18 protein-coding genes are annotated in these 19,496 nt (G+C 52.7%); 4 read left to right on the top strand and 14 right to left on the bottom strand.

Annotated features, from left to right (window positions below):
* Positions 1-160: 160 nt before the first annotated feature.
* Entirely contained in the window at positions 161-430 is a 270-nt protein-coding gene (locus tag C5Y96_RS28055) for a carbon storage regulator (protein ID WP_105358244.1), read from the bottom strand.
* Between the two features lie 411 nt (positions 431-841).
* On the opposite strand from C5Y96_RS28055, the gene C5Y96_RS22755 reads away from it, so the two are divergent.
* Positions 842-2,317, top strand: coding sequence for a PAS domain S-box protein (locus tag C5Y96_RS22755; RefSeq protein ID WP_105358242.1), 1,476 nt, complete (start codon positions 842-844; stop codon positions 2,315-2,317).
* 1 nt (position 2,318) lies between these two features.
* Positions 2,319-2,981 carry a response regulator gene (locus tag C5Y96_RS22750; protein WP_199188771.1) on the top strand — a complete coding sequence of 221 codons (663 nt, stop codon included), beginning with the start codon at positions 2,319-2,321 and terminating at the stop codon, positions 2,979-2,981.
* 12 nt (positions 2,982-2,993) lie between these two features.
* Here C5Y96_RS22750 and C5Y96_RS22745 read toward each other — a convergent pair whose 3' ends face one another.
* Entirely contained in the window at positions 2,994-4,007 is a 1,014-nt protein-coding gene (locus C5Y96_RS22745) for a zinc-dependent alcohol dehydrogenase family protein (protein WP_105358240.1), read from the bottom strand.
* Positions 4,008-4,240: 233 nt separating this feature from the next.
* Between C5Y96_RS22745 and C5Y96_RS22740 the strand changes: the two genes are divergently transcribed.
* On the top strand, positions 4,241-6,904 hold the full coding sequence (locus tag C5Y96_RS22740) for a cation-translocating P-type ATPase (protein WP_105358238.1): 2,664 nt from the start codon (positions 4,241-4,243) through the stop codon (positions 6,902-6,904).
* A gap of 391 nt (positions 6,905-7,295) precedes the next feature.
* Here C5Y96_RS22740 and hypE read toward each other — a convergent pair whose 3' ends face one another.
* The 12 genes from hypE to C5Y96_RS22680 are packed head-to-tail and all read right to left on the bottom strand — an operon-like array spanning position 7,296 to position 18,221.
* Positions 7,296-8,342 (bottom strand): hydrogenase expression/formation protein HypE, encoded by a 1,047-nt coding sequence (gene hypE / locus C5Y96_RS22735; protein ID WP_105358236.1) that lies wholly within the window; start codon positions 8,340-8,342, stop codon positions 7,296-7,298.
* A gap of 9 nt (positions 8,343-8,351) precedes the next feature.
* Entirely contained in the window at positions 8,352-9,461 is a 1,110-nt protein-coding gene (gene hypD, locus C5Y96_RS22730) for a hydrogenase formation protein HypD (protein WP_105358234.1), read from the bottom strand.
* Positions 9,458-9,724: a HypC/HybG/HupF family hydrogenase formation chaperone gene (locus tag C5Y96_RS22725; protein WP_105358232.1), complete on the bottom strand. Its 267-nt coding sequence runs from the start codon at positions 9,722-9,724 to the stop codon at positions 9,458-9,460. Before C5Y96_RS22725 ends, hypD begins: the two co-directional genes overlap by 4 nt.
* Positions 9,702-11,993 carry a carbamoyltransferase HypF gene (gene hypF, locus C5Y96_RS22720; RefSeq protein WP_158261374.1) on the bottom strand — a complete coding sequence of 764 codons (2,292 nt, stop codon included), beginning with the start codon at positions 11,991-11,993 and terminating at the stop codon, positions 9,702-9,704. The genes C5Y96_RS22725 and hypF overlap by 23 nt, the downstream gene beginning before the upstream one ends.
* Positions 11,994-12,029: 36 nt before the next feature.
* The gene (hypB, locus tag C5Y96_RS22715; protein WP_105358227.1) at positions 12,030-12,716 is read right to left on the bottom strand and encodes a hydrogenase nickel incorporation protein HypB; all 687 of its coding nucleotides are present in this window, start codon (positions 12,714-12,716) and stop codon (positions 12,030-12,032) included.
* Between the two features lie 21 nt (positions 12,717-12,737).
* On the bottom strand, positions 12,738-14,075 hold the full coding sequence (locus tag C5Y96_RS22710) for a Ni/Fe hydrogenase subunit alpha (protein WP_105358225.1): 1,338 nt from the start codon (positions 14,073-14,075) through the stop codon (positions 12,738-12,740).
* On the bottom strand, positions 14,072-14,881 hold the full coding sequence (locus C5Y96_RS22705) for an oxidoreductase (RefSeq protein ID WP_105358222.1): 810 nt from the start codon (positions 14,879-14,881) through the stop codon (positions 14,072-14,074). The genes C5Y96_RS22710 and C5Y96_RS22705 overlap by 4 nt, the downstream gene beginning before the upstream one ends.
* Positions 14,881-15,729: an FAD/NAD(P)-binding protein gene (locus C5Y96_RS22700; protein ID WP_105358215.1), complete on the bottom strand. Its 849-nt coding sequence runs from the start codon at positions 15,727-15,729 to the stop codon at positions 14,881-14,883. Before C5Y96_RS22700 ends, C5Y96_RS22705 begins: the two co-directional genes overlap by 1 nt.
* Positions 15,726-16,919: a 4Fe-4S dicluster domain-containing protein gene (locus C5Y96_RS22695; RefSeq protein WP_105358213.1), complete on the bottom strand. Its 1,194-nt coding sequence runs from the start codon at positions 16,917-16,919 to the stop codon at positions 15,726-15,728. Before C5Y96_RS22695 ends, C5Y96_RS22700 begins: the two co-directional genes overlap by 4 nt.
* An 8-nt stretch (positions 16,920-16,927) precedes the next feature.
* The gene (locus C5Y96_RS22690; RefSeq protein WP_105358211.1) at positions 16,928-17,416 is read right to left on the bottom strand and encodes a Crp/Fnr family transcriptional regulator; all 489 of its coding nucleotides are present in this window, start codon (positions 17,414-17,416) and stop codon (positions 16,928-16,930) included.
* Positions 17,398-17,766 (bottom strand): hydrogenase maturation nickel metallochaperone HypA, encoded by a 369-nt coding sequence (locus C5Y96_RS22685; RefSeq protein WP_105358597.1) that lies wholly within the window; start codon positions 17,764-17,766, stop codon positions 17,398-17,400. The genes C5Y96_RS22690 and C5Y96_RS22685 overlap by 19 nt, the downstream gene beginning before the upstream one ends.
* Positions 17,748-18,221 carry a hydrogenase maturation protease gene (locus C5Y96_RS22680; RefSeq protein ID WP_105358209.1) on the bottom strand — a complete coding sequence of 158 codons (474 nt, stop codon included), beginning with the start codon at positions 18,219-18,221 and terminating at the stop codon, positions 17,748-17,750. Before C5Y96_RS22680 ends, C5Y96_RS22685 begins: the two co-directional genes overlap by 19 nt.
* A 303-nt stretch (positions 18,222-18,524) precedes the next feature.
* Here C5Y96_RS22680 and C5Y96_RS22675 point away from each other — a divergent pair, with 303 nt between their 5' ends.
* On the top strand, positions 18,525-19,472 hold the full coding sequence (locus tag C5Y96_RS22675; protein ID WP_105358206.1) for a ferredoxin--NADP reductase: 948 nt from the start codon (positions 18,525-18,527) through the stop codon (positions 19,470-19,472).
* Positions 19,473-19,496: the final 24 nt, after the last annotated feature.

The raw sequence follows: 19,496 nt of genomic DNA, 5'->3' as shown, positions 1-19,496 counted from the left end.
GTGTCCCGCTATCATATCTCAGGCTGACTTTGCGAAAGATGAAACCATATCGACACTGGTCAATCCGACGTCTGACCGTCCGCAGTACGTCGTCGTGTTGATAGCGCTCACTCTTTTGCTTCCGTGGCCTTTGAATAAACATGGGAATGTCTTCTCGCGACTAGGGGACATGAATAACCGAAGCCGGAACATTGAGAAGGGCAGACTGCAAGTCCGGCTTCGGTGTGGGGTCAATTGGATTGGGGAAAGTAACTGGGGCTCCCCAAGATGGTTGTTTGGATTCATCCCGAAGCTCACCACGGCGAATAGGCACTTCGATTGGTGCTTCAATACCCAAGCGAACGGTATTACCAGAAACCCCCAAAACTGTCAGAGTGACATCCGTTCCAATTTGAATGGTCTGACTAGCTTTTCGACTCAGTACCAACATGATTCTCCTCCTTGTGTCTTTTTCGACGCAGGTCATTTTGCGTCTGGTTGTTGGGCCTCTCTCTTTGAGGGGCTCGCTTGTGACTAGAGGAATATGACGGTTATCCGAATTTTTCCAAATCGAGCTAAACTCTATTCTGGTATGGCGGTTTCCGCCATCCCAGAAGCTCTCACGCTCTGAAGGCACAAAAGTAAAGACGATGTCATTGTGACCACCAGAGACGAATCTCGATTGTTTAGGCCGATGCTGGTAGTAGCCAGACTGGACACCTCTTCATAGAAGGCCCGTCGAGCAAAGTAGTCGAACATCACCATGACATCCAGGTGTGTTACCACTTATGATTGAAGGAAGCCCGGGCAAAAAAACCGCTGGAATACCGCTGAATTGGCCACCTGGTGATTAGGATTTATTGTGTCCGACATTCAACCAACAATCGATTCTCGACACGCCGACATCCAACACCGGATGCTCGCTGAAGCACTTTCCCACTTGGGTGAAGGCGTTGTGATCACTAAGATCGAGCACGATGAGCCTTGTCCACGGATCGTATTCGTCAACAGAGCGATCTGCCAGATTTCCGGGTACCAAGAGGCCGAACTCTTGGGCCAGACGCCTGAGATCTTTCATGGTGAAAACACCGATTCGCAATCGCTTGAGGAGGTGTATAACGCAATTCACGCGCATCGACCGTTTCAGGGAGAACTGGTTTTTTACCGAAAGGACGGCACGACCTACGATGCGGAAATCGTCTGCACACCCATGTTTGACACAGAAGGTCGTTGCACCAACTACGTTTCCGTACATCGCGACATTACGGACAAAAAGAGATCGGCTCGGCAACTGAATGAAAGAGAGCTATTCCTGCGAGCCATTCTTCAAACCGCGACCGACGCCATTGTGACGATCGATCAAGGAGGAATCATTACTGGAGTCAACCCTGCCACGTCGCGCATGTTTGGCTATACGGAGGATGAGCTACTTGGCGCGAATGTCACAATCCTTATGCCAGAGCCATTCCGTGAAGAGCACAATGACTATCTCTCCCGCTACTTGCAATCAGGCGAAGCGCGTGTAATCGGCATCGGACGAGAGATTGTTGCCCGTAGGAAAGACGGCACATCGTTCCCAGTTCACCTGGCAGTCAGCCAAATCGACGACCCTCCCCTGTTTACTGGCATCATTCGTGACATTTCCGAACTCAAGGAATTAGAGAAGCAAGTACTGGAGATTGCAGCTGAAGAAGACCGCCGAATCGGCCATGAACTCCATGACAGCGTTCAGCAGCAATTGACAGGTCTGGGCCTGCTCTCGCAAACCGTTGCCGAGATGTTATTGAACTCCGATCAGTGGGAAGCCCGCTGTCAGCCGACAGTGGCCAAGGTAGCACGGCTTGCAGAACGCGTGGCACGCGGCATTAGCGAGGCCGCACGCGAGGTTCACAACCTTTCCCGGGGGCTGGTCCCCGTGGAAATCGACGCGGAGGGGCTTCGCGCGGCTCTGGAAGAACTGGCCGAGCGCGTAAGCGAGCAATATGGGGTTGTTTGCTCGTGTGAGTTTCAGGGCGACATTGGACTGAATAACAATTTCGTGGCAACACATCTATTTAGGATCGTTCAGGAAGCCGTCACAAACGCGATGAAGCATGGAGACGCCACCCAGATTGAAATACGACTCATTGGTACCCTGCGGGCAATCTCGCTACGTATACTGGACAACGGTCGGGGAATCCCCGCACAACCCCTAACGAACCTGGGAACAGGGTTGAAGATCATGCAATACCGATCCAACCTCATCGGAGGTGTCGTACAAATCGTTCCCGGACCGGAATGTGGCACGCTCGTCAGTTGTCTTGTTCCGCGAGAAGGCAATTTTGATGCAGGAAAGTGAGATGGGTTCAACAACTGACATTAGCCGAATTCTTATTGTCGACGATCATCCTATCGTCCGCGAAGGACTGGCTGCCCGCATCGACGGTCAACCGGACCTGGAGGTATGCGGCGAAGCGAGCAGTATTAATGATGCATTGTCCCAGTACCGGTCCCTCTCGCCAGATCTAACGCTCATTGATATCCAGTTAGAAGATGGCAACGGCATCGAGTTGATCAAAGAGATTTATGCCCGCAATTCAGCAGCGAAAATGCTTGTTATTTCCGCATTTGACGAGTCGCTATACGCCCAACGTGCCCTGCGTGCCGGGGCGTTAGGATACGTAAACAAGCGCGAACTACAGGACAAGGTACTGGATGCGATTCGTACCACTCTGAAGGGTGAGCGGTACGTAAGCCCAAAAATTATGCAACAACTTCTCAGCCAGGTCGTTTCCAATACTACCCGCGTCGACGAAGATCCGGTCCAGAGTCTGAGCGACCGTGAACTGGAGGTATTTCAGCTGATTGGCCACGGCCACACAACTGGTGCCATCGCGAGTCAATTGCAACTTAGTGTGCACACGATTGATACGCATCGTGAGAAACTACGCCACAAATTGAACGCGAAAAATAGTGCTGAATTGATGAAGTTGGCTGTACAGTGGGTTCTAGAGAACGGCTAATCTTTCGACTACCTAAGATTCCATTACGAGGACTTTCGCCCCTTTTACCTTTCCGTGTTTCAACTCTAATAGTGCTCGATTGGCCTCTTCCAGTCGGTAGGTCGTGATCGTCGAACGAAGAGGAATCTCTGCAGCGAGGGGCAAGAACGTGCGGATATCATCGTGCGTTATGTTGGCCACCGTCTTGATTTCTCGTTCCAGCCACAAGTGTTCGTGATAGCTTAATTGAAGCAGGTATTCCTTATCGCTATCCTCCTTGCGAATGGCATTGATGACCAGCCGTCCGCCAGGTGCAAGATTGGCCAACGCCTCTACTACCGGCTGCCATGCCGGTGTTGTATCGATGATGGCATCCAGCGCGACCGGAGCACGATCGGTCGTATGCCCAGCCCACTCGGCACCAAGCTGCATGGCGAAAGCTTGTTGATCGGGATCACGAGCAAACACAAACACTTTTGTTTGGGGAAATCGATGCCGGACCATCTGAAGCACCAGGTGCGCTGACCCGCCAAAACCCGTAAGCCCTAGCGTCTGTCCATCTTCGATGCTAGTCAGCCGAATCGCGCGATAGCCGATGGCCCCTGCGCACAGGAGCGGTGCGGCTTCGGCATCAGAAAAGCAATCGGGAATCGGATATGCATACTCCGCCCGGGCCGTCAAATATTCTGCATATCCGCCATTTACATCTCTTCCGGTCGCACGAAACTGCGAACTGATGTTCTCATGCTCATCTCCACTGGAAGAATGTATCCAGCCCACACCGACCCGGTTGCCAACTTGATGCGTCGTAACGCCATCACCAATTTCATCGACATATCCAACCACTTCATGCCCCGGAATTACTGGCAACTTGGGAGGTGGCGTTCTTCCTTCGATCTCATCGAGTTCCGTATGGCAAACCCCACACGCAGCAACTCGGATCCGAATTTCACCGGGCCCGGCATGCGGATCGGGTACATCGACAAGCTGCAAAGGTGTCGAAACGTCGTGAAGTGACACCACCTGATAGAGTAATTGAGCCTTCATTATCACCTCCTCCGTGGTGAGAGCACTTCCGAACACTTTTTGTAACCGAATTCACACGTCATGATGATCTTCATCTTGTTGGCAACGTGACCTATGATGGATTGCCTTACCCGAATCCAATCTCTCCACGACACAATAGGTATCCTTCTGCGATCTTCCGCGGATAATATTGAACACGTCAGACAGTCCCCCACTGACATCATCGTTTCCCTAGAAAGCGTTAGGTAGCTCACGTGAGCGAAAAATGCGAATGGCAAGCCGTTCCTCTAGAGGAAGTCTACCGAGCATTGGATGCCAATGCGAACGGCCTGTCTCAACTCGAGGCAAACGCACGCCTTGATCGATTCGGTGCCAACACGCTGCCAGAGCAACCGCCACCTGCCTGGTGGCAAGTTCTTTTGCGGCAGTTCTATAGCCCGCTAATTTATATTCTATTGGTTGCGGCATTCATCTCCATTCTGACCGGGGACCTCCGAGACGCAGGCTTTATCTTCTTCGTGCTGCTACTGAACGCAACCGTCGGTGGATACCAGGAATGGAAAGCTGAGAAAAGCAGCCAGGCTCTGCGAAAGCTACTGCGTATTCGAGCATCCGTCCAGCGAGGCGAGGAAGTACAGGAAATACCCGCCGAAGAAGTTGTCCCTGGAGATATCGTGTGGCTGGAATCCGGCAACCGCATTCCAGCAGACCTGCGACTGATCATGGCCCGAGGATTGGAAATCGATGAGTCACTGTTAACAGGAGAGTCCCTCTCAGTTTCCAAAGACCCGGCATGGATTGGTGAAGTCGGTTCGTCCCAAGCAGACCAGGCCAATATGACTTTTGCGGGCTCGATTGTGACCCACGGCCGCGCCAAAGGAATGGTTGTGGCCACAGGATCTTCGACTGCGGTAGGACAACTTGCCCTGGATGTTACTCGGTCGACAGGAGGCAAGCTACCTCTATTGGGCCGAATGGAGCAGTTCACCAATGTGATCGCCATCACAACGCTCGCTATCGCTGCTGTTATTGGCACGATTGGTGGACTTCTTGGAAGATACGCTCCGACGGAAATGTTTATCTTTGTTGTCGTCCTGGCGGTTGCAGCGATTCCCGAAGGTCTTCCAGTCGCCATGACAGTGGCGTTAGCCGTTGCGACAACACGTATGGCACGACGTGGAGTCATCGTCCGAAGGCTGACCGCTGTCGAAGGGCTGGGAAGTTGTACGCTCATCGCAACAGACAAGACAGGCACCCTTACCGTCAATGAACTTACCGTACGTGAGGTGCGACTGCCAACGGACGACGCATTCACCGTCACCGGCGAAGGCTTCCTTCCACAGGGTGAGATCCTTTCCCAGGAAAGCAATGCGGCAGGGCTAGACTCGCCTATTCTTCAGTCATTGGTCCGTTCGGTCGTCCTTTGTAACGAGGCCGACTTGCATCAACGCAACGGAAGCTGGCATTGGCGAGGTGACGCTGTGGACGTGGCGCTGCTGGTCCTTGGCCACAAGGCCGGACATACACGGGAAGCAATGCTTACCAGTTATCCGCAAGTCAACGACATTCCTTACGAGTCGGAGCGGCAATACGCGGCATCTTTTAACGAATCGGATGGTGAGGTTCGCGTCGTCGTCAAAGGGGCACCTGAACGCATCCTTCAAATGTGCGGCCAGCAAGTCAATCGCGAACGGATGGAACGAATCGCACTGACAATGGCTCAAAGAGGCATGCGTGTGTTAGCGGTTGCCGAAGGGGCAGGCGCAGATGGACTAGATCAAACCCGCGTTCCCTCAGAGCCAACCGACCTAAACCTATTGGGGTTCGTGGGAATGATTGATCCACTGCGACCAGGTGTCCGCGAGGCAATCGACAAATGCCGACGATGCGGGGTCGAAGTGGCGATGGTTACGGGAGACCACTGCGTAACCGCCTTAGCGATAGCTCGCGACTTAGGAATGGCCGAGCACGAAGACCAAGTCATGACTGGCACCGAATTGGCGAGCAAGACCCCAGATGAGCTTGCTCAAATCATACAGCATATCCGAGTGTTTGCCCGCGTCGCGCCGCGGCAAAAGCTTCAGATCGTCGATGCCGCACAAAAGTCTGGTCATTTCGTCGCAGTAACTGGAGATGGGGTTAACGATGCTCCGGCGCTCCAAGCGGCCAACATTGGCGTGGCGATGGGTCAGTCGGGCACGGACGTGGCACGGGAAGCATCGGAATTAGTCATCAGTGATGACAATTTTGCGACGATTATTGTCGGAATTGAAGAAGGACGCGTGGCATATGACAATATTCGCAAGGTGATCTATCTTCTAATATCCACCGGCGCGGGTGAGTTGCTCGTGATGGGATTGGCAGTGGTTACAGGAATGCCGTTACCACTGTTACCGGTCCAGGTTCTGTGGATGAACCTGGTTACCAATGGAATCCAGGACGTCGCCCTGGCGTTTGAGCCGGGCGAAGGAGACATTCTGGATCGCAAGCCACGCTCGCCAAAAGAACGCATTTTCGATCGATTGATGATCGAAAGAACACTCGTCGCAGCGGGAGTCATGGGCATCATCGGGTTTGGAACATTCTACTGGATGATCCATAACGGCTTTTCAGAAAGCGATTCGCGAAATGTGCTTCTGTTAATGATGGTGCTTTTCGAGAATTTCCACATCGGCAACTGCCGCTCGGAGACCCAGTCGGCCTTCTACGTTAGCCCGCTGCGCAGTCCGTTCCTATTGGCTGGAGCAATCGGCGCATTTGTGATTCATCTGGGGGCCATGTACCTTCCATTTATGCAAGCGATTCTCGATACATCGCCGGTATCGTGGACTACCTGGGGGATTGTTGCGGCCCTGTCGATAACGATCGTACCAGCCATTGAGCTACATAAATGGCTATGGAACCGCCGATCAAAGTAATCGCAACTTCAACCTGAATACCGCGACAAACTAGAGAACCAAATCTGCCTGCGTTGCGTAGTAATATTAGAAGGTGAGCAATGGATGCAAAGCCACTTGACCGTTGTAGCGAGTGATAATCGCGATGGATGGTCGGGCGCTGGTAAGGTAGCTTAAATGCTCGCAGGATACCAAAAGTTGAACAGCTATTGTGGCACTTTCTCGGGAGGCAGCAAGCCAACCGATGAGGAGATCGCGGGTGGACCTGATCCTTCGCAGTCCTGTTAGGACTCGACGCTCGCCTGCGTGGCGACTAATGCTCATAAATGTTCGGGTCCACCGAAACAACTGAGATCTCCGGCCCGGCGGAAGCCGGGCTTTTTTATGCGCCAAAAGATGTCCTATTTCAAATCTAGCAGATTCGAGGAAATGGAGCGCCTTGTGGTTCTTCTAAGGGAATCTCGGCAAATTGCCCCCGACGAACAACCACCGGAGCCAATCGTCGTGCGGTAACTTCACCGATGATGGCTGCCATCGGGCATCTTCCGCCCTCTTGAAGTGCTGGTAGTGCGCACCTAGCGATTTTACCAGGCACCGCAACAACCATCGTCCCTTCGTTGGCCAGATGAAGTGGATCTAATCCCAACAGTTCACAAGCGCCTCGCACCTCACTGCTAACAGGGACGGCATGTTCGTCGATTGCAATCGTTGTATTACTGGAGTCAGCCCATTCGTGTAGCACGGCTGAAATCCCGCCACGCGTGGCATCTCGCATCGAACGGACTTCACATCCAGCGTTCCGAAGAGCTTCCGCTGCGTTCCATAACGAACCACAATCGCTCTGCGGCATCGGATCGAACCCGAGGTTCTCACGAGCCGCGAGAATCGAAATCCCATGTTGACCGATCGGACCGGTTACCAAAATGACGTCTCCTTCCTCTAGCGTCCGCGGCCCGGAGGGAGCTGGCTCGATAAGTTCTCCCACGCCGGTTGTCGTCAAGTAAATCCCGTCGGTCGCACCACGCGGAACCACTTTCGTATCGCCGGTCACTATTTGTACCTGGGCGATGCGGGCCGCAGCAGCAATCGAAGTCAACACACGGTCAAGAGATAAGAGTGGAAAGCCTTCCTCGATGATCATCGAAAGCGCAATCCACTTTGGCAAAGCCCCTGATACGACGAGGTCGTTGACCGTTCCATACACGGCAAGCGTCCCAATATCGCCGCCGGGAAAGAAAAGAGGGGAAACGACGTAACTATCGGTCGTCATGACGGGCGCGCCGTTCATTTTCGGCAAGGTAGCGGCATCCGATAGTTCTTCCAGATGGATATTGCCAAGCCGGGTCAAAATCCGCTGGCGAATCAATCGTCGCGTCCAACGTCCCCCTTCACCGTGTGCCAGAGTGACAACGTCGTCCACCAAGTTGGAGACCGGACAATTGATAGGGAATTGAGACATCAGTTTCTACTATTTGGAAGTGCGCACAATGTGATTTGCGGGCAAATAACGAAAATAGGCGGCACAGGCTCCCTCACTGCTCACCATTGGGGCCCCCATTGGCTTTTCCGGAGTGCAATTTCGACCAAAGAAAGGACATTCCACCGGTTTCATGCGTCCGGTCATGATCTGCCCAGCTGGGCAATCTTCGGTAATAATCGAAAGGGAATCTCCGATGGAATACTTTAGTGCGGCATCGTATTGTGCCCATTCCTTCTTGAGGGCCAGGCCCCCGTTGGCAATGAGTCCAAATCCACGCCATTCGCGATCGGAAACCTCAAATACGTCTTCCATGTGACCGATTGCCTGTGGATTACCGGCCTTGTTCACACATCGCTCATAACAGTTAACCACCGAAGGATTATCACACTCTAAAAGCGTGACGCATTGCTGAATTCCTCTCAGCAAGTCCAAGGGCTCGAAACCGGTAACAACAACTGGCACCCGATGGCTGGCCGCAAGGTCTTCGTAGCTATTAAACCCCGTCACCGTACAAACGTGCCCTGCTGCCAAGAAGCCATTAACGAGCATCGGCGTCTCGGATGCGATCATTTCCATTGCTGGCAGAACTCTTACGTGGGCCACCAGGAGCGAAAAGTTCGTCAATCCGAGATGAGCGGCCTGTTTCACCGCTAGCGCCGTAGCCGGTGCTGTTGTCTCGAATCCTACAGCAAAGAAAATGACCTCACGATGCGGATTCTCCTTTGCCAATCGAACGGCGTCCAACGGGGAGTAAACCAGTCGCACATCCGCCCCTCTCGCTCTGGCCTGCAACAAGCTCTCCTGCGTGCCAGGGACGCGCAACATGTCACCAAAGCTTGTTACGGTACAATTCGAACGCCGCGAAAGTGATACAGCGGTATCAATCATCGCACTGGGAGTCACGCAAACCGGGCAGCCTGGCCCATGCAACAGCCGAACGGTTCCCTCAAGTTGCTGATCGATTCCCCATCGCAAGAGCCCGTGCGTTTGGCCTCCGCATACCTCCATGATCGACCAACATTGCGTCGCGTCCTTTTGGATCGAACGAATTGCTTTCTGACACGCCTCCGCATCACGAAACTCATCGACATATTTCATGGCAGCAAGTCCTCAGTCGAATCTTGATCGTTTTCGATCGATTCTAATTCTTCAAGAGTTCGCAGAAGACGTTTCGCTTCCAACATACCAACAACACTGATTGCGATACCTGCGTGAACCAACACGTAGTCTCCGATCGCAGCTGACGGTACACAGGCCATGTTGACTTCTCTGCGTATACCGCCAAACTCAACCGAAGCACTCGCGAAGGGAGGCGTTCGCTCAATCCATCGGACAACCTTACCGGGTACTGCCAGACACATCGCTTTCCCTCAACTTTGACAATGCCCCAATCAATTGCCCAGCGGCCAAGCCACCGTCTCCTGGCGGTATCATTCCTGGTAGGTATACCGGTAATAATTCGTCTCGTGACATCTCGGCAATCAACTCGCTCAGGAGACGATTCTGAAATACCCCGCCTGCGAGAACGACAGGGAGTTCCGAATGACAGCGACATACGGCCATGATCGCCTCAGCAACGCCTCGATGAAATTTCATCGAGATTCGTCCTGGGGAAACATTCGAGACAACGTCCTCGAATACTTGCCGAATCATTGGCCTCCAATCCAATTCACACGGGGCACTATCCGAGACTGCGAATTCATATACCCCCTTTTCTTCCGGATCCGCAATCGCTTCGAGCATCATCGGGAACTGGCCTTCGTACTCACTGTGCTGACGACCGAGTATCAGTGCCGCCACACCGTCGAAGAGACGGCCACCACTGCTTGTGGCGGGCGAAAACTGGTTACTTTCCAGAATTTGATTCACGAGGCGCATATCCATACGCAATGACTCGAATACGGACAATGCTTCGAAGGATTCAGACCATCCCAACTGATTCAACAGCGACAAAGCAGTTCGCCACGGCTGAAAAATCGCCGCTTCGCCACCAGGAAGACCAAAGGAACGCAGGTGAGCTGTCCGGGTGCACTCAGTCCTATCGACGACGAAAAATTCGCCACCCCAGATCGTTCGATCTGTTCCATAACCGGTACCATCCCAAACGACGCCTAGCACCTTTTGATCGAGTAATTGGTGTTCAATCATCATCGCCAGCACGTGGGCGTAATGATGCTGCAATGGTTGCGTTTCCGGAAAAAGACGATATGCCGCATGGCTTGTAAAATAATCTGGATGACAATCATGTGCAGCGCGAGTGGCGGAAAAGCGATAAAGTGATTGCCAATCCGCGATATGCCACAAGTAGCGTTCTTGCCCTGATAATGTGCCAAGGTCGCTTATATGCGGACTAAGACATGCACTGCCGCCTTGGCTCCATGCAACCGACGATTTGAGTTGTCCACCCAAGGCAATTTGAGTCTGCGTTGTTTCCAAATCAAAACGAAGGGGAGCCATACCACGAGCCAAACGCAGCGTAACACAACTCCCATCCATGACCCTGACAACGCTATCATCGATAGGCCGAACGATCGGACGATTGTGATGCAACCAGAGGTCGCACACTCCTTTTAAACTTGCCTCTGCTTGTTCCTCTTCAAAAGCTATCGGCGTTCCTTCGCGGTTGCCACTTGTGCAGATCAAAGGCCGCCCGACTCGCTCTAACAGCAGGTCATGCAGAGGCGAGGTCGGTAGCATGATGCCAACCGTGTTTAGATCTGGATATACACCCTTCGCGATAACGGTATCGTCCTTAACTTGTAGCAGAACAATCGGATTCGCTGCCGACAACAAAGCCCGTTCTTCTGCGTCATCGATAAAGGCAGCCTGCTTCACCTCGATCGCAGTTCGCATCATCACGGCAAACGGTTTACTGATCCGACCTTTCCTCTGTCGCAGTCGTTCTACCGCGTCAGGGTTCGTTGCATCAACTATCAGTTGGTACCCCCCAACCCCTTTGACTGCAACGATCATCCCACATAGCACTGCCTGAGCCGCTTCATTGAGCGCTTCCTGTTGATCGTCACAACGCTGACTATCGGCTGTCATGCTCCACAATCGTGGCCCGCATTGCGAACACGAAATAGTTTGGGCGTGAAACCGCCGATCAGCCGGGGAGTGATACTCTGCGTCACATTCGTTACACCTGGGGAAATCGACCATCGCGGTATCTGCCCGTTCGAACGGCATCTGCCGAATAACGGTATAGCGGGGGCCACATCTTGCACAGCTATTGAAAGCGTACTGATATCGCCGATTTCCCGGCTGACGAACCTCTTCAAGGCATTCGTGGCAAACTGCAGCATCAAGCGGCACATCAGTCACGATAGCCTCGCGTGAGTCTTCCTTGACTATTTCAAATTGATGATTCCCGACCGGCGAAGACTCACAATACTGCTGGCCACTGACCTCTGCTTGGTCAGGCAGGGATGTCGGAAGCAAGCTCCTAAAAAGAGCCGTCTGCTGCGGAGTACCTTCTACGTGAATCGAGATGCCTTGAGGGGTGTTACGTACCATCCCAACCAAACCAAGCTCGGTAGCCAAACGAAAGATCGCAGGACGTACCCCTATTCCTTGCAGGCGTCCCCGAAGAACAATATCCTCGGCAACAACCGCTGAAGTCTTGCACATTGTTTGGCCGATGGCCCTAAGCATTGCAAGCCAGTCCTACTCGGGAATGCTATTGGCACACTTTGACATCATCTTATTCCGAAGCAAACGCAGGTAGTCACACCACAATTCGACTCCTTCTCCTGACAATGCTGACATGGGAAAGAAGTCTATATCACCATGGACGTCGCGAGCGTCGGCCATTGCTCTTTCGACCGAAAATGGAACATAGGGCAACAGATCGATTTTGTTAATCACCACAGCCTGGCTGGTTCGGAATGCTTTGGGGTACTTACCCGGCTTATCGTCTCCTTCGGTTGTGCTTAAAACAAGCGTTCGGAGATGCTCTCCCAGGTCGTGAGAAGCAGGACACACCAGGTTTCCCACGTCTTCGATAAAGAGAAACTCGAAAGAGCTTTGGCCTAACTGCGGTAAGATCTTTTCAACCAGTGGTAGTTCCAAATGACAGGCCCCACCGGTTGTTATTTGCGCCGTTGTGGCCAATGGAGACAGTCGTTCAGCGTCACGATTCGTGGCAATGTCCCCCACCAAGATGCCTACGCGGTACTCCTTTCCTAAACGTTTCGTGGTTTCTTCCAAAAGTGTCGTCTTACCAGAACCGGGCGATGAAAGTAGGCGGACCACATAGGTTCCCTGATCTTGCATTCGCATTTGAAAAGCCTCGGCAGCCTCGCGCCGCAGTGTGCGGATATCTTGATTAACGGAAATAGTCTCAGTCGACATATGATGTTTCTTCCTTATCCGTCATTTGGCGGAATCTGAATTCCAGTCAATAGTCATCTTCAGAAAATGGGTCGCGCAACTAATACAGGGGTCATAATTTCGGATGAGATGCTCTGATTTTTCGGCAATCTCTTCACTCTCAAGCGACAAAAGTTGTGGAAGATAGCTTCGTAAGTCTGACTCGATTTGCCCTTGGTTCTGTGACGTGGGTGGAACAATTTTGGCCTCAGCTATGAGGTGATCCTCTCCAATGCGGTATCGATGATATAACAGTCCACGCGGTGCCTCGGTAGCATGGCAACCTTCGCCTGGACGAAGTTCAAAAGGGGTACGCGAAGGAACAACCTCGACCTGATAAGCTTTCACAATTCGAATTGCCTCGTCAAAGGCATAGACCACTTCCAACGCCCTGGCCACGATACTTTGAAAGTTATTTCTCAATGGCAGGGTCAAGCCGGTTTGATCAAACACTTTCAAACAGATCGGTGAAAGCTTGTCATGGCAGTTATTCAATCGCGCCAACGGGCCTGTCAAATAGAAGTGATTATCAGGAGCCTTTACACTGTATAGCGCCGTACTATGCTCCACATGCCGTTCCTGAAAATGATTCTCGTAGTCTTCGATTGGAATCATCGCTCCCGACGATGAAGCAACCTGGCCCTCATTCAGAGGATACTCGTCTTCATGATGTAATGAAACTAAATCATAGTCCCACGTGAAATCAGGAAATTCAAACTTGCTGACCCAATGCACCGTCTCCAGTGCTGCTTGCAGTCCCCATTCGAGCCGAGGGAGTAACGCCTTCAGGTCTCGCACGCTCGGCGCGCGGTAGAATCCCCCTACTGTTATGTTGACAGGATGAATGGCTCGGCCGCCGAGAACCTCAAGTAGATCGTTGCCGATCTTCTTTAACTCCAGACCACGTTCCACCTTTTCTCGATGATCGACAGCCATCGAGATACCGCTCTCGTATCCCAAAAAATCTGGGGCATGCAGAAGGTAAATGTGCAGCACGTGGCTTTCGATCCATTCACCGCAGTACAACAACCGCCTCAAGAGACGAATCTCTGGCGAAACGTTAATCCCCAACGCCTTTTCTAGCGCATGACAAGAGCTCATCTGGTAGGCGACTGGGCATATACCGCAGATACGTGCGGTAATATCGGGAACTTCGTGAATCTGACGTCCGCGAAGAAAGCTTTCAAAGAACCTTGGAGGCTCGTATATGTTTAATTCAACGTGCTCTATGACATTGCCACGAACACGCAGGTGAAGTCGGCCTTCTCCCTCAACACGAGAGATTGCCTTCACCTCGATCGTTCGGCGTTCGGTCGGCTGTGGTTCTTCCTCGGAAGTCATGGTGACTCCTCTTGCTCTTCCAGGGAGTCGCTTGTCTGCCGAAACTCTGGAGCGTAGCCACTAAAGTTCCGTGTCAGCTGGACCAGCGTCTGACGGGGAATGCCTTTCTGCTGATAAAATTTCGTCAGGCTAGCTCCATTGACTTGGTCCTGGGGTCCAAAGCATCCAAAGCACTCACGGTTGCACGCGGGGCAGATCGCTCCTCGTCCTGTGTGCAGATCTCCGCAACCGGCTTGTGTAAGAGGACCCAGGCAGGCAATACCTTGAGCGACAGCCACACAAACGGTCCCACGCTTCTTACATTCGACGCATACACTGTGGGTCGGTGTCGTGGGCTTCTTGTGATGGACGAGAGCAGTAAGAAGCTCGATCAATTGATGCTTACTAATAGGACAGCCTCGCAGTTCAAAGTCCACTGCTACGTGATCCGATATCGGCGTACTTGTATTCAACGTGGAAATGAACTCGGGATGGGCATAGACATGCCGGAAGAAATCATCCACGTTGGCCCAATTTCGAAGTGCTTGAATCCCTCCGGCTGTCGCGCATGCACCGATAGTGACTAGGTATTTGCAGGCGCGCCGTACTTCCTGGATTCGCCCCACATCACCTGGAGTTGTGATGGATCCTTCCACGAGACCGACATCATAGGGCCCTTCCACACGTCGCGAGCGAGCTTCTAAAAAGTAGGCAATATCGACTGCGTCTGCGACGGAAAGCAACTCGTCCTCACAGTCCAATAGCGATAACTGGCACCCATCGCAGGAAGCAAACTTGAATACCGCCAGTTTCGTCTTATTGACCATTAGAGATCCTCCAACCGTAGGTATTGTTGAATTCGGTTAAAGGGGAACACAGGACCATCTTTGCAGATGAATTCGGGGCCAAACTGACATACGCCGCACATCCCCATTGCGCATTTCATATTCCGCTCAAGCGACAAAAACACCTGGGCAGGAGGAACCCCCAGAGAGATTGCCTCGCGTGCGACGAATCGCATCATCACCTCTGGCCCACAGACCAGAACCTGGGTCTGCTCGGGATCTCCGGGAAACGGCCGCATGATTTCGGTGACCACGCCGATATGCCCCTGCCAGTGTGGTGTTCCACGGTCGACGGTTACTTCTATTTCCAGGCCTGCGTCCGTCCATCGCGAGAACTCCCTTCGGTATAGCAGGACATCAGGTGACTTCGCGCCATAAATCAACTTAAGCTTTTCATATTCAGTACGATTCTGAAGGGTATACTCGATCACTGGCCTCAGGGGTGCCAGTCCAATTCCCCCAGCTACGAAGATGACGTTCTTACCCGGCAATTGCATCACCGGCCAAGAATTACCAAAAGGGCCGCGGACCCCAATCTGATCTCCTTCACGGAGTCGCGAGAGGGCACCTGTGACGTTACCGACGGCACGAAACGTGTGCTGTAATTGAGGGATATCGTAAGTGCTAGAACTGATCGAGATCGCCGCTTCGCCAAACCCGGGAACATAAAGCATGTTGAACTGTCCTGGCTGGAACGAAGGCGAGTCTCCCTCCTCGGGACTTAAACAGAAGGTCCAGACGCTGGTTAATTCAGCAATGATCCCTTCAATACGAAAGGGCCGGGGCGTCCAAGGATTGGTGCCACGCATCGACTGCGGGGTAGCACTCATGGTTGGTCTCCTCGAATCGCAGCAACTTCCTGGGTCAGATCAATGCCGACAGGGCACCAGGTAATGCAGCGTCCACAACCGACACAACCCGAGGTATCAAATTGATCGATCCATGTGGCCAACTTGTGAACTAACCACTGCCGATACCGTGAACGTGTCGAGTTCCTCACGATACCAGAGTTCATGTAGGAGTGCTCAGCCGTAAAGCAGGACCCCCAACTCCGTTCTCGCTCGATATGCTCACCAGCCAAATCGGTTACGTCTTCTATCGACGAACAGAAGCAAGTGGGACACACGAGTGTACAGTTCGCGCAAGATAGGCATCGCTGGGCGACATTCTCCCACCGGGGATGTTCTAGGTTGTGTACCAGCAGGTTTCGAATATCATCCGTATCGAGGTCCCGGCCATCAGGGCAATTTGGCATATCCTGCTCATCGGCAAAACCTCGGCCTCCTTGCTCCATCTTCTGACGCAGCAGAAGAGGAATCTGCCGGACATTCCTCACCTCTTCAGCAGTAAACGATGACGATCGACAAGCGTTTATTACTTCACCCCCCAAGGAAGTCCCAATTTCAACAGCGAACGCGTCATCCAATTCGGTCAGAGCCAGATCACACCCCTTCGTTACGACAGGGCCGGTTCCCATCGAGTGACAAAAGCAAGTCGAAGCTGCACGACGACAGTTAACGGCCACCAAAGCCAGTTTCTCGCGCCGGGCCTTATACGCCTGATCAACGTAAGGACCTTCCAGAAACACACGATCCTGAATCGCGATCGCATGCAGGTCACACGATCGAACACCCACGATCACCGTGGGCTCACTAGCGGGCGACGGAGACATAAACTGCCAGCTTCCTTCGATGCGGTCCGCGTGCAGCACCGTTTCCGTAGGAGGAAACAGATATCGTTTTACCGAGTGTGGACCAACCACGTAGTCAAAGAAGCCATCTCGTGAGCCAGGCTTTAGCCGATATGTCCCCCCTTCTTGCTCATCCAAAACACCGATTGGCAATTGGCTAATATTCTCTGCTTCGTCGTAGATTACCGCTCCGTCAGCCACTTTCGGAAGGATTGCTCGATACCCTCGCGTTCGAAACTCGCTGACGATCACCTCGAGTTGGTCCTTCGCGATGCGCAAGAGCGTATCCGCCTGGGGAGTCGACTGGTCATCTGAGTGAGTGGGAGCCATGAGCTGAATTATCCGTCCGCTGCGTTCGTTTCCGCTTCGTCCCCGAACAGGTTCAGCAGTTGCATTCGAGCGGCGCTAAGACGCCTTGCCAGCGTCTGAGCAACGCCTCGCATAAACACATAACCAAAATGCGGGCTACGCTCGCAAAGCGCAAGCAACTGGTCTTTCGGAAGTTCGATCAAATGGCAAATGGTGACCGTACGAGCGGTAACTGTCATGTGAAAATTATCGAGCACCGGCGACCAGCCCAGGAACTCTCCGTCGCGGATCGTCGAGAGGCGACGGCAACCGATACCAGGTGCGCACACTTCCAAGGACAGGGTTCCCGAAACAACAACATAGGAACTGAGTGCCGTATCCCCTTCTCGAAACACTATTTCGTTCGCCGCGAACTCTATCACGCGACCCATCTTAGCAATTTGGCCTAGATCTTCCTCGTGAATTCCTTGAAAACAGTCGACCTCTCGAATCGCTTCCACTAGGTCGTCGTTGGACATGATGCTTCCTCCTCAAGCACGAGACTTTCCAGCACAAGGTCTTCTCCTTGGACAACGCTGGTGTCTTGCCCCCCGCAGCGAGGACAAGTAAACGAAAACGCTTTTACAGGAAATCGATGGTCGCATTGTGGACAATGAGCTTCAATTTCAACGACGCCCATCTCAATCTTGGCATCGTGATAGGGAGAATCGGGTACCATCGTTTCCAATGCCATTCGGAATAACTCAGGCTCGACCCCAGAAAACAGACCAATACTTATCCGGATCACAACGACTTTCGACGCAGGATGTGCGTTCGCAATCTCTGCAATTTGATTTAACAACGCTTGGGCTAAAGATCGTTCATGCATTGCAGGCTCTCCCCATTGGAGGCAATTTCCTCTTCGATTTGGTCCGCCAATTTGTGCGCGGCAGCAATGACAGTCCGCTCCACCTCCTGCGCGGGATGTGACGATTCCACTTCGATGGCAAACAAGATCACCTTTCTAGGCAGCTTGCCCAATACCTCGGCCATTCTCAACGCGTAGGGAACATCTATTGCATGCGACGAGAGACCGCGGGCAGCCGCTATGCGAGGATCAGGCCATTCGAAGCGGAAGATTGTTCCAACCGGAGCGCCACTTTGGCAGGCATCGACAATGATCGAACGACAGTCGGATGATAGAAGTGTCATCAACTGGTCGACGCTCCGAATCACATGAACCAACTCCATCCCCCGATCGCGAAGCAGGTGCCCAACCAACCAGCCAACCTGATCATTGCCGTGGGGACTACCGACACAGAGAATTGGCATGTGAGTACTCATGATTCCTCGAAATGCAGATAACCATGTGTCATCGACCTTAAAGCAACGCCATTCCACGCGTCAAGCAAAATCGCTAGCTACAATCAGGAGGAACTCCTCAGGTGAGCGATTTAGCACAGCTGTGCGGTTTTGACACTATTCAAAGCGGTATCATTGCCGCAAGGTACGGACAACCAAACAATTCTCCCCAGGTCTTTTCGGGGCCATTGATATCAATGCAGAAATCGCGCCGAAATGGCCCTTGCTTTGCTTTATCTCTCCTACGAGTCATTGCCTCACCAGAATTGACGGTAGGACGGTTCCATGACAACGCCTTTGAATCCCAACGAAAAGGCTGATGTAGTACGGGAAAGTATCTACAACGCGCATGTTGTTGAGATTGTTCCCATTCACGAAAGCCTGCGCATCTTGCGTATCGAGCCGGACGTGGAATCGATACGTTTTATGCCGGGGCAGTATCTCAGCCTGGGGCTGGGCAAATGGGAACACGGCGACAGTCTGGAGGTGGCCGAATCCGAAGAACATGGACACCTAATCCAACGAGCCTATTCGATCAGCTGCCCGATCTTGGACGATACAGGGAAGATCGTGCGAGCCAATGATCTGGACTACCTTGAGTTTTACATAACGCTAGTATCCCACAGCCTGCCTCACCCCCCCTCGCTGACTCCGCGATTGTTTCACTTAAATGTAGGAGACCGCCTTTGGGTAGGGAAACACGCGCACGGCAATTACACGCTGCGCTCCGGTCATACGGAAGAGCATCTGGTGTTTGTCGCAACCGGAACAGGCGAAGCTCCTCATAACGGGATGATCGTCGAACTCCTCTCGAAAGGATACAACGGCCCGATCACCAGCATCGTATGCGTCCGCCAACGACAGGATCTGGGTTACCTACGACAGCACATGGAGCTTGAGCGGCAGTTCCCCAACTATCAATACGTCCCCCTAACGACACGCGAACCAGAGAACATCTCACCAACACGTGACGACTATATTGGCAAACGTTACGTTCAGGATGTCTTTCGTAATTGGGAAGAGATCGTTCCACGCCAGCCAAAACCCAATCCCAAAACAAGCCAGGTCTACCTTTGCGGAAACCCTGCGATGATCGGAGCTCCTCAATCCCTTCAACAAGTCCCCCGTATCTATCCAACGCCCATAGGCGTGGTAGAGATCCTAGAGAGACAAGGGTTTCGACTCGATCAGCCACGGCTTCCAGGCAATATCCACACTGAAAAATACTGGTAATCCTTTTGAAATAGCCGAGGTTCT

Source organism: Blastopirellula marina, from assembly GCF_002967715.1.
Taxonomy (GTDB): Bacteria; Planctomycetota; Planctomycetia; order Pirellulales; family Pirellulaceae; genus Bremerella; species Bremerella marina_B.
The sequence above is the reverse complement of the archived record's forward strand: the minus strand, read 5'-3'. Positions and strand labels throughout refer to the sequence as shown.

What these genes read in the sequence shown, in the direction of transcription:
- C5Y96_RS22745 (WP_105358240.1), bottom strand. Translation starts at nt 4,007, where the DNA reads ATGAAGGCTCAATTACTCTATCAGGTGGTGTCACTTCACGACGTTTCG.
- C5Y96_RS22725 (WP_105358232.1), bottom strand. Translation starts at nt 9,724, where the DNA reads ATGTGTCTGGCAGTACCCGGTAAGGTTGTCCGATGGATTGAGCGAACG.
- C5Y96_RS22710 (WP_105358225.1), bottom strand. Translation starts at nt 14,075, where the DNA reads ATGACTTCCGAGGAAGAACCACAGCCGACCGAACGCCGAACGATCGAG.
- hypE (WP_105358236.1), bottom strand. Translation starts at nt 8,342, where the DNA reads ATGTCTCAATTCCCTATCAATTGTCCGGTCTCCAACTTGGTGGACGAC.
- C5Y96_RS22705 (WP_105358222.1), bottom strand. Translation starts at nt 14,881, where the DNA reads ATGGTCAATAAGACGAAACTGGCGGTATTCAAGTTTGCTTCCTGCGAT.
- hypD (WP_105358234.1), bottom strand. Translation starts at nt 9,461, where the DNA reads ATGAAATATGTCGATGAGTTTCGTGATGCGGAGGCGTGTCAGAAAGCA.
- hypB (WP_105358227.1), bottom strand. Translation starts at nt 12,716, where the DNA reads ATGTCGACTGAGACTATTTCCGTTAATCAAGATATCCGCACACTGCGG.
- C5Y96_RS28055 (WP_105358244.1), bottom strand. Translation starts at nt 430, where the DNA reads ATGTTGGTACTGAGTCGAAAAGCTAGTCAGACCATTCAAATTGGAACG.
- C5Y96_RS22680 (WP_105358209.1), bottom strand. Translation starts at nt 18,221, where the DNA reads ATGAGTACTCACATGCCAATTCTCTGTGTCGGTAGTCCCCACGGCAAT.
- C5Y96_RS22750 (WP_199188771.1), top strand. Translation starts at nt 2,319, where the DNA reads ATGGGTTCAACAACTGACATTAGCCGAATTCTTATTGTCGACGATCAT.
- hypF (WP_158261374.1), bottom strand. Translation starts at nt 11,993, where the DNA reads ATGTGCAAGACTTCAGCGGTTGTTGCCGAGGATATTGTTCTTCGGGGA.
- C5Y96_RS22700 (WP_105358215.1), bottom strand. Translation starts at nt 15,729, where the DNA reads ATGAGTGCTACCCCGCAGTCGATGCGTGGCACCAATCCTTGGACGCCC.
- C5Y96_RS22675 (WP_105358206.1), top strand. Translation starts at nt 18,525, where the DNA reads ATGACAACGCCTTTGAATCCCAACGAAAAGGCTGATGTAGTACGGGAA.
- C5Y96_RS22695 (WP_105358213.1), bottom strand. Translation starts at nt 16,919, where the DNA reads ATGGCTCCCACTCACTCAGATGACCAGTCGACTCCCCAGGCGGATACG.
- C5Y96_RS22690 (WP_105358211.1), bottom strand. Translation starts at nt 17,416, where the DNA reads ATGTCCAACGACGACCTAGTGGAAGCGATTCGAGAGGTCGACTGTTTT.
- C5Y96_RS22685 (WP_105358597.1), bottom strand. Translation starts at nt 17,766, where the DNA reads ATGCATGAACGATCTTTAGCCCAAGCGTTGTTAAATCAAATTGCAGAG.